The sequence below is a fragment of the Streptomyces sp. NPDC050610 genome (assembly GCF_040654875.1).
GTDB lineage: Bacteria > Actinomycetota > Actinomycetes > Streptomycetales > Streptomycetaceae > Streptomyces.
The window spans coordinates 68778-78081 of record NZ_JBFAIV010000038.1; the positions used below are offsets into that span (position 1 = coordinate 68778).

Below are 9304 nucleotides of genomic sequence, written 5' to 3' on the forward strand. Positions count from 1 at the left end.
GCGACGCCCCTGCGCGTCCCTCGGCGGGCGGCGAACGGCGTCCCCCGGCCGTCAGCGACCGACGGGCGGCGGACCGTCAGCGGGCGGCGGGCTCGCGCTCGTCGATCCGCAGCGACAGGTCGTTGTCGGCGGTGTAGTACGGGCCTGCCTGCGCGGGGGCGTACTCGGCGGTGACGGACCGCGTCGGGTAGACGAAGACCGGCTTCTTGTCCGCGATGTCGTCGAGAATCCGGGCGATGCGGACCGGCTCGCCGTCGGCCGGGCGCAGCCACAGGTCCCAGACGTCGAGCCCGCCGCGCCACACCTCGGCCAGCGGCCCGTACGTCAGGGTGAAGGCGAACTCCGCGCCCTCGGCGGTCGTCGGAACCGTGTGGACCAGGGCCGCGTCGCGCCGGCAGCGGGCCTCGACCACGGCGCCGGCCAGCCACGCCTGCGGGTCCTGGACGCGGTAGAGGACGCCGCGCGCGGTTATGCCGGCGCTCTCGACCTGGATGTCGGCGGCCTCGGCGTGCGGTACGCGCAGCCAGCTGCGCAGCGAGAGGTTGCCGTGCTTGGTCGCGTACGGGATGCGGACGGCGAGCGGCGAGGTGCTCTGGCTGGGCGTGCGGTCGACGAGCGAGCGCAGGTCGTTCAGGCCGGGCACGAGCCGCCGTACGTCGTCCTCGCCGCACGCCACATGCATGTCCCAGCGGCCCTCGGGGAGCGCGACCGTGCTGGGCAGCACGGCCCGTAGCCGTCCGTCGCCGTTGGGCGACAGGGGCAGGCGGACCTCGTCGGAGTCGGCGTCGGCGTCCGCCACGCGGCGGCGCAGGACGAGCGCGGCCGTCCAGTCGCCGGTGGGGGCGGGGCGGCCCCAGACGTCGACGTCGAAGGTGAGTCCGCCCGCGGAGTCCGCGATGCAGTCGGCGCGCGGCGGGGCAGACACGATGGTGGGCTCCTCGGGTGGGGTGGCGGGGTGGTGACGCGGGGCGGAGGTCGTCATGCGGCTCGCCCCCTTCGCAACGCTGCTCTGCCGGCGTCCTTGGTGCGGAACGCGTTGCTCAGCAGGGCGCCGCGGGTGCGGTGCAGCGAGCCGCGCAGCGAGCCGCGGGCCGCGAGGTCGGCGAAGAGCGACTCGTAGCGGCCGGCGATCCGTGCCGGGTCGAAGCGCTCCGAGCGCGCGAGGGCCTCGCGGCCCATGCGGCGGCGGAGCTCGTCGTCGTTGATGAGGCTCAGCAGTCCGTCGGCGATGGCGTCGACCTTCCCGGTCGGCACGAGCAGGCCGTCGACTCCGCTGTCGATGATCTCGCCGGGGCCGTGCGGGCAGTCGGTGGAGACCACCGGCAGCCCGCAGCGCATGGCCTCGACGATGGTCATGCCGAAGGATTCGAGGCTGGAGGTGACGGCCGCGACGGAGCCCTTGACCCACTCGGGGTCGAGGGGGTTGGCGGGGCCCATGAGGAAGACGTGGTTGTAGAGGCCGCGCTTGTCGATCTGGGCGCGCAGCTTGGCGCGCTCGGCGCCGCCGCCGTAGATCCGCAGCTTCCAGTCGGGGCGCTGCGCGACGACCTTCTCGAAGGCGCGGATGAGCAGGTCGTACCGCTTGGCGGGGGCGAGCCGGCCGGCCGCGACGACCCACTTCCCGGTCCCGTCGGCGGGGGCGACCGCGGGCGCGGGGATGGAGTTGGGCACGGCCTCGACGCGCACGCCGGGCAGTTTCATGAGCTTGCGGTAGGTCTCGGCGTCGGCCTCGGTCACGGTGGTGACCGCGTCCAGCCGCGGGTAGGCGGTGCGCAGGGTGCGCTTGAGCGGCGCGGAGTGGGTGGAGAGCGTCAGGTGCTCCTGGCCGACGCGCACGGGTCCGCGCCGGGCCTGCTGGGCGATGTGCACGTTGAGGCCGGGGCGGGTGCCGATGACGACATCGCAGTCCAGGGTGCGCAGGTGCTCGGCGATCCGCCGGTCGGTGAGCGCGCTGTACTGCTTGTACCGGCCCTCGGTGGCGGGGAAGACGGTGGCGGGGCGCTCCTGGTCGGGGTCGTCGCCCTCGTAGGAGGGGCTGTCCTTGCGGAGGTCGACGAGGTGGCGCAGGCGCACGTCGCCGCTCGGCGCGAGGATCGGCTCGTCGCGGTGGCGGAACACCGAGACGATCTCCACGTCGTGCTGCTCGGCGAGCGCGCTCGCCAGGTTGTACGTGGTACGGATCGTTCCGCCGATGCCGTACGCATTGTGAATAAGGAATGAAAGGTGCATTCGACCCCGTATGCCGCGGATTTCCAGCGGACGTTACCACTCGCCCGCCTACCTTGAGATAAGACTGTCGCCCGGCGGCCGAGGTTGACCGTACTCACCAAGTCGTTCTTGAAGCGATGGGAAATCGGTAGGTGGGACCGGGAACTTTTCACCCTCCCCCGCATTACGGCCGGTAGGCAAGGAGGGGAACGGTGAAGCAATTGTGGATCATGTCGCCGCCCTCGGTGACCCAGCGGCCCGCCCCGCCGCCGGCCCCGTCCCGCCGGCGCGCCACCGACAGGCACGTACGCCGGCCGGTTCGCGGGCGGCTCGGCCGACCGCGCGTACGAGACCGGGAGCAGCAGTCCACGCGCCGTATAAGGGGTCCGGCGCTCCATGAAGCGCCGCACGCAGCCCCGGGTGACGGCCCCGGCACAGGACGTGGCGGCGTCGGTGAACCGCATGGCCGCGGCCCAGCCCTCCAGCGCCCACTGCGACAGCACCGCCTGCCGCGCGTACCGGGCCATTCCCGCCCGGAATCCGCGCACTTCCGCGTCGGAGGTCTCGTCGTGATTTCGGCTGGAACCCGTCGCCCACAGAGCGTTACGGCAGCCCGGAGCCCCTTTGTAGTCCTCGGGGACGGACGCCGCCCAGTTCTGCACATTGGTGACCTTGGCGGTGACCTTCACCCCGGCGGCGTCCATCGCCTCGCACAGCCGCGCGTTGCCGTGGGTGTCCAGCGCGTCGAAGACCAGATCCGTGCCGCGGGCCGCAGATCCGCGGCGACCGCCCGGAAATTCGGCAGCGCGAAGTCCACCTGCTCGCCGGTCACGTCGTAGCCCTCCGTCTTGATGCCACGCGTCACGAGACGGGCGTACGACGCCGAGGACGCCTGGTTGCAGGAGACGACGGCGGCGCTGCGGGCCCCCGCGCGCGCTTGAAGTAGCGGTAGACCTCGGTACCGCCGTAGAGCCGGCCGCCCCAGCCGGGCTCGCCGTCGCGCGGGGCGATGCTGCCGTAGACGCCGTACAGCCCCGGACAGGTGTCGTACGCGGCCCCGATCGGCTGGCCGCCGATGTCCGGCACGCCCGCCGCGCCGACGCGGGGCGCGCCCGCGTAGTCGAGGGCCGTGGTGGCGACGAGCGCGACCACCTTCTCCTGCTGGACCAGCCGTCGCACGCATTCGTTGTTCCCGACGCCGCTGCCGCCGTCGTCACAGGTCACGGCCTGGACGGGGCGGCCCGCCAGGCCGCCGGACGCGTTGAGCCGGGCGAAGTAGGCACGGGCGCCGTCGCGGGGCCCGGTGAACGCGGCGGCGCCGACGGGGCTGGTGGCGCTCGCGATGATGCCTACCTTTACGGGGCTGCCGGGTCCGCCGGGTGCGGCGGTGCCGGTGGCGCGGTCGTCTTCAGCGGCGAGCCGACAGCGCCGTGAGGCGCGGCACGTACCGGCACGGCGGACGCGAGCCCCGAGAGCCCGCCCGGTCGCACCGACCGGGCGGGCCGTCGATTGGTGTGAGCGCGGCGCCGGATCAGCGCGACGCCATGTCAGTGCGGTGCCATGTCAGTGCGGTGCCACGTCACAGGACGAGCCGCTGTCCCGGCATGATCAGGTTCGGGTCCGCGCCGATGACGGCGCGGTTGGCCGCGTGGAGCGCGTGCCAGGTGGTGCCGTGGGCGTCGGCGATGCGGCCCAGGGTGTCGCCGGCGGCGACGGTGTAGTGGCCGCCCCGGGCGGTGTAGTGGTGCCGGTCGGCCCGGGGGGACGAGCTGTGTCCCGTCCCCGGAGCCGTCTTGCGCACGGTCCTCGGTGCGGCCTGCGGCGCCGCCTTGCGTACGGTCCTGGGCGCGGACTTCGCCGTCAGCTGCCCCGGCGACTTGCCGTAGGCCCCGGCGCGTGCCGAGCAGGAGGGCCAGGCGCCCCAGCCCTGCGTCGCCTGGACCCGGGAGGCCACGGCGATCTGCTGGGCGCGGCTGGCCCGGTCCGCGGTGGCGGCATAGGATCCGCCGCCGTGCGCCCGCCAGGTGCCGGCGCTGAACTGGAGGCCGCCGTAGTAGCCGTTTCCGGTGTTGACGTGCCAGTTTCCGCCGCTTTCGCAGGCGGCGATACGGTCCCACACTCCGCTGTCCGCAGCCTCGGCCGAGCCGGTGGCGGCGAGCAGTGCCAGCGGGGCGACGAGTGCGGCCCCGGCCAACGCTGCTGTCTCGCGACGACGTCTGGACATGGATTCCCTCTCGACGGACCCGAGGTCCCCCTGCCGGTGCGGGTACCGCCGTATCGGACGCCGGTACTCCGCTCTGGCCTCGGGCGGTGCTCGCTGCACACGGCCGGTGAATGTAGGTAGCCGCCGACCCGGACGGCAACCGGTTCTTCTCCCGCAGCAGGCCACTTCCCCGTTACCGCCGGTATCAGCCTTTTCCGGACACCCACTTGATGGTGGGATATCAGCATTTACCCTTACCCCAGCCCGGCGATCTGTGACTCAGCTCACCCCGATAACTTCCATGCATTGCCCACGAGTTGGCAGGGAGTGAGCGATTCCGCCGCCCTTCTCACTGTGTGCGCCGATTGCCGCGATCCCGGCCCGGCCGACGCGTGACCCTCGACACAGATCGTCCGTTGTCTTCTTATGAGCCGGGAACAGCCCGGCGCACGCACCGAGTTCAAGGAGCCACAGTGCCGCGCATGCTCGACGTCAGCGACGAGGTACGCGCCGAGATCGGCGACCAGGAAGCCGACCGGCTGCTCACCGGCGACAACGCCCCGGGCAGCTACGACTGCACGTCCTGCCGCACCGCCGGCGACACCGACCAGGAGCGCACCAGCACCGTGCTCTTCGTGGGCGAGGAGACGGCCGTACTCGCCTTCGCCCACGCGGACTGCATCCCCTCCCAGGTCGTCCCGGTCTCGGAGGAGCAGCTCCAGGGGGCCGTCAGGTCCATCAACGGCGAAGGCGGCGGCACGCCGGTGCCCACCGTCCCCGCGCCCGCCGCGCAGATCGAGACGCTGCCCCGCCAGGCCGTGCTCGGCGTGACCAGCGGCCTCGTCCTGATCAGCGGCGACCTCTACCCGGCACTCGTGGTCGAGCCGACCGAGCCGATCGTCCGCCCGGGCACCGACGGCCCCGAGGACGAGTTCCTCGCGCTCCTGGCCGAGCAGGGGTTCGTGCCGGTCGGCCACCTCAAGGAGGCGCCCGCCGACAACCCCGGCTGGTCCGTGCTCGTGGCCATGGGCAAGCTGCACGCCGTCCTCCAGCCCGGCCCCGGCCCCACGCCGACCGCCTGGTGGCAGGCGCACCAGCCGCTCCAGGTCACCGACGACTGGCGGTCCACCGTCAACCGGACCAAGAAGGTGCTCGTCTTCGCCGCGCCGGTCGGCACCATCGGCGCGCAGCCGCGCGAGGACCTGCTCGCGGAGGCGCTGGAGCGGGCCGCGGCGGCCGGGCTGCTGGTCGGCGCCGCGATGCCGCTGGCGGGCACGTGATCACCGCACTGCACCGGAGCCAATCCCGACCAACGGGACATTCCCCGTCGCACCCGCATCCGAGCGGCAATCAGGTCGTTGGCACCTATGTGCACTCATACGACCCCTCGTCTCGGAACCCGTACCAGCATCAGATCCCCGGCATGCGCCCGTCGCACGACGGCTCGGCGGATCACCACGGCTCGGCAACGCCCATCTACGACGCGCTGTACTCCGAGTACCGGCGGTCCTTCCGGGCGCTGCCCGGCGACCGTACGGACGAGGCGGATCTCGCCTTCACGGCCTTCGGCCGCCAGCCGGGAAGCACCGCGTACCCCGGTCACTCCGGACGCTCCGGGTTCTGGGAGCCGTTCGGGCGGGTGCCGATGAACGGGCAGCCCGCGCTGCCGCCCGCCCCACGGGACGGTCGGGGGCGCGGGCGCTGATCGCCCGCGCCCCCGGGCGCTCCGGTCCCCGCTCCCAGGGCTACTGCTTGCGGCCGCGCTTCTCGCGCACCCGCATGGAGATGTGGATCGGGGTGCCCTCGAAGCCGAACTCCTCGCGCAACCGGCGCTCGACGAACCGCCGGTAGCCGGCCTCCAGGAAGCCCGAGGAGAAGAGGACGAACCGCGGCGGCCGGACGCCCGCCTGCGTCCCGAAGAGGATGCGGGGCTGCTTGCCGCCGCGGATCGGGTGCGGGTGGGAGGCCACGATCTCGCCGAGGAAGGCGTTGAGCCGCCCGGTCGGCACCCGCGTCTCCCAGCCCGCGAGGGCCGTCTCGATCGCCGGGACGAGCTTCTCCATGTGGCGGCCGGTGAGCGCCGAGACGTTCACCCGCATCGCCCACGGGATCTGCACCAGGTCGCGCTCGATCTCCCGCTCCAGGTAGTAGCGGCGCTCCTCGTCGAGGGTGTCCCACTTGTTGTAGGCGATGACGATCGCGCGGCCCGCCTCGACGGCCATCGTGATGATCCGCTGGTCCTGCACGCTGATGGACTCGGAGGCGTCGATCAGGACGACCGCGACCTCCGCCTTCTCGACGGCGGCGGCGGTGCGCAGCGAGGCGTAGTAGTCGGCGCCCTCCTGGAGGTGGACGCGGCGGCGGATGCCGGCGGTGTCCACGAACTTCCAGGTCTTGCCGCCCAGCTCGATCATCTCGTCGACCGGGTCGCGGGTGGTGCCGGCCTGCTCGTTGACGACGACCCGCTCCTCGCGCGCGACCTTGTTCAGGAGCGAGGACTTGCCGACGTTCGGGCGGCCGATGAGCGCGATGCGGCGCGGCCCGCCGAGCGCGGTCCCGAAGGTCTGCGCGGGCGCGTCGGGCAGCGCTTCGAGCACGGCGTCGAGCATGTCGCCGGTGCCGCGGCCGTGCAGCGCCGAGACGGGGTGGGGCTCGCCCAGGCCGAGCGACCAGAGCATGGCGGCGTCGGCCTCGGAGGACGGGCCGTCGACCTTGTTGGCGCAGAGCACGACGGGCTTGCCGGCCCGGCGCAGCAGCTTGACGACGGCCTCGTCGGTGTCGGTGGCGCCGACCGTGGCGTCGACGACGAAGACCACCGCGTCGGCGGCGTCGATGGCGAACTCGGCCTGCGCGGCCACCGACGCGTCGATGCCCAGGACGTCCTGCTCCCAGCCGCCGGTGTCGACGACCTTGAAGCGGCGGCCCGCCCACTCGGCCTCGTAGGTGACGCGGTCGCGGGTGACGCCGGGCTTGTCCTCGACGACCGCCTCGCGGCGGCCGATGATGCGGTTCACCAGGGTCGACTTGCCGACATTGGGGCGGCCGACGACGGCGAGCACGGGCAGCGGGCCGTGCCCGGCCGCGGCCAGTTCGCTGTCGATGTCCTCCGGGTCGAAGCCTTCCTGCGCGGCGAGCTCCATGAACTCCGCGTACTCGGCGTCGCCAAGCTCACCGTGCTCGTCGCCGGAGGGGATCTGGTCGTTCATGAAGTCCGTTCCTCGTTCATCATCGATGGGCCGCGACCGCGGCCCACTACTCACGTCTCGTTCAGCGGCCCGTGAGCCGCCTGGCGTCGGCCAGGTGTGCTCCCAGCCGGGCCTGTACGCGCACGGTCGCCGCGTCCAGCGCCGTGCGGGTCCGCCTGCCGCTGCCGTCGCCCGCGTCGAACGGGTCGCCGAAGACCACGTCGACGCGGCCCCGCAGCGGCGGCAGGCCGGATATCAGGCGCCCCTGCCGCTCCGCGCTGCCGAGCACCGCCACCGGCAGGACCGGGGCCCCCGACCGCAGTGCGAAGTAGGCGAGCCCGGCGCGCAGCGACGCGAAGTCGCCCTCGCCCCGGCTGCCCTCCGGGAAGATCCCCAGCACCCCGCCGCCGGCGAGCACGTCGAGCGCGCCGGTGACCGCGGTGCGGTCGGCGCTGCCGCGGTCCACCTTGACCTGTCCGATGGCGCTCAGGAACGGGTCGAGCGGGCCGACGAACGCCTCCCGCTTGATCAGGAAGTGCACGGGCCGCGGGGCGGTGCCCATCACCATCGGGCCGTCGACGTTGTGGGAGTGGTTGACCGCCATGATCACGGGGCCCGCGGCGGGCACCCGCCAGGAGCCCAGGACGCGCGGCTTCCACAGCCCGTACATCAGGCCGATGCCGATGCGGCGGCCGACGGCCGCGCCGGAGGCGGAAGGTGTCACGCGGTCCGCTTCTCCTCGATGAGGGTGACCACGCACTCGATGACCTGATTGAGCGTCAGCTCGGTGGTGTCCACCTCGACGGCGTCGTCCGCCTTGGCCAGCGGGGACGTCTTGCGGCCCGAGTCGGCGGCGTCGCGCTTGACGAGCGCCGCCTGGGTCGCGGCCAGGTCCGAGCTCTCCTTGCCGGCCAGCTCGCCGCTGCGCCGGGCGGCGCGCGCCTCGGCGGAGGCGGTCAGGAAGATCTTGACGTCGGCGTCGGGCAGCACGGTGGTGCCGATGTCCCGGCCCTCCACCACGATGCCGCGCGGGCCCTCGGCGGCGATGCCCCGCTGAAGCTCGGTCAGCCGGGTCCGCACCTCCGGGACGGCGCTGACCGCGCTGACCGCGGCCGTGACCTCCTTGGTGCGGATGGGGCCGGCCGCGTCCTGGCCGTCGACGGCGATCGTCGGGGCGGCCGGGTCGGTGCCGGAGACCAGCGACGGCTTGCCGGCGGCGTCGGCCACGGCCGCGGCGTCGCGGACGTCGATGCCGTTGTTCAGCATCCACCAGGTGATCGCCCGGTACTGGGCGCCGGTGTCGAGGTAGCGCAGCCCCAGCTCGGCCGCCACGGCCTTCGACGTGCTGGACTTGCCCGTGCCGGAGGGGCCGTCGATGCCGACGATGACTGCGGCCGGAGCGGTCCGGGCGGCGGTTTCCACGGTGACAGACACCTTCCTTGTGCACGGGGCGGGGTTCGCGGGCCGGGGGCCTGATCGCGCGGGCTCGAAGAATCGGGCCCCGACCAAGGTTACTGGCTTGCGCGACCGGCCCGTACGGCAACCGCCGCCGCCGTCGCGCGGGACGTCCGCGGCGCCCCGCCGCCCACCGCGGCCGGACCCCCGTCGTCAGGGTCGCGGGGCTCCCGTCGTGCGCCAGCTTCTCCCGGCTCTTCTACCGCAACGCCCTCAACAACGGCCTGCTGGTCATCGAGTCGTCGGACCTGCC

General features: G+C 73.2%; 8 protein-coding genes and 2 pseudogenes. 3 read left to right on the plus strand and 7 right to left on the minus strand.

Annotation, left to right across the window (positions count from 1 at the left end):
• Positions 1-76 precede the first annotated feature (76 nt).
• From AB0I22_RS33430 to AB0I22_RS33445, 4 genes and pseudogenes are all read right to left on the minus strand, one after another.
• The gene (locus AB0I22_RS33430) at positions 77-982 is read right to left on the minus strand and encodes a hypothetical protein (protein WP_363134755.1); all 906 of its coding nucleotides are present in this window, start codon (positions 980-982) and stop codon (positions 77-79) included.
• Positions 979-2229, minus strand: coding sequence for a glycosyltransferase family 4 protein (locus AB0I22_RS33435; RefSeq protein WP_363134756.1), 1251 nt, complete (start codon positions 2227-2229; stop codon positions 979-981). Before AB0I22_RS33435 ends, AB0I22_RS33430 begins: the two co-directional genes overlap by 4 nt.
• Positions 2230-2392: 163 nt before the next feature.
• A pseudogene (locus AB0I22_RS33440) lies at positions 2393-3573 on the minus strand (ABC transporter substrate-binding protein); the annotation flags it as partial.
• Positions 3574-3787: 214 nt separating this feature from the next.
• On the minus strand, positions 3788-4432 hold the full coding sequence (locus AB0I22_RS33445; RefSeq protein WP_363134757.1) for a transglycosylase family protein: 645 nt from the start codon (positions 4430-4432) through the stop codon (positions 3788-3790).
• A 452-nt stretch (positions 4433-4884) separates the two neighbouring features.
• Here AB0I22_RS33445 and AB0I22_RS33450 point away from each other — a divergent pair, with 452 nt between their 5' ends.
• Positions 4885-5691, plus strand: a complete 807-nt coding sequence (locus tag AB0I22_RS33450; protein WP_363134758.1) for a hypothetical protein — start codon at positions 4885-4887, stop codon at positions 5689-5691.
• 143 nt (positions 5692-5834) lie between these two features.
• On the plus strand, positions 5835-6116 hold the full coding sequence (locus AB0I22_RS33455; RefSeq protein WP_363134759.1) for a hypothetical protein: 282 nt from the start codon (positions 5835-5837) through the stop codon (positions 6114-6116).
• Positions 6117-6156: 40 nt separating this feature from the next.
• Here the strand turns inward: AB0I22_RS33455 and der are convergent, their stop codons facing one another.
• The 3 genes from der to cmk form a co-directional block, all read right to left on the minus strand.
• Complete coding sequence (der, locus tag AB0I22_RS33460) at positions 6157-7617, minus strand: ribosome biogenesis GTPase Der (RefSeq protein WP_363134760.1); 1461 nt, start codon at positions 7615-7617, stop codon at positions 6157-6159.
• Positions 7618-7678: 61 nt separating this feature from the next.
• The gene (locus AB0I22_RS33465; protein ID WP_363134764.1) at positions 7679-8266 is read right to left on the minus strand and encodes a lysophospholipid acyltransferase family protein; all 588 of its coding nucleotides are present in this window, start codon (positions 8264-8266) and stop codon (positions 7679-7681) included.
• A 50-nt stretch (positions 8267-8316) separates the two neighbouring features.
• Entirely contained in the window at positions 8317-9030 is a 714-nt protein-coding gene (cmk, locus tag AB0I22_RS33470; RefSeq protein ID WP_363134761.1) for a (d)CMP kinase, read from the minus strand.
• Between the two features lie 5 nt (positions 9031-9035).
• Here cmk and AB0I22_RS33475 point away from each other — a divergent pair.
• Positions 9036-9304, plus strand: a pseudogene (locus tag AB0I22_RS33475) (hypothetical protein); the annotation flags it as partial.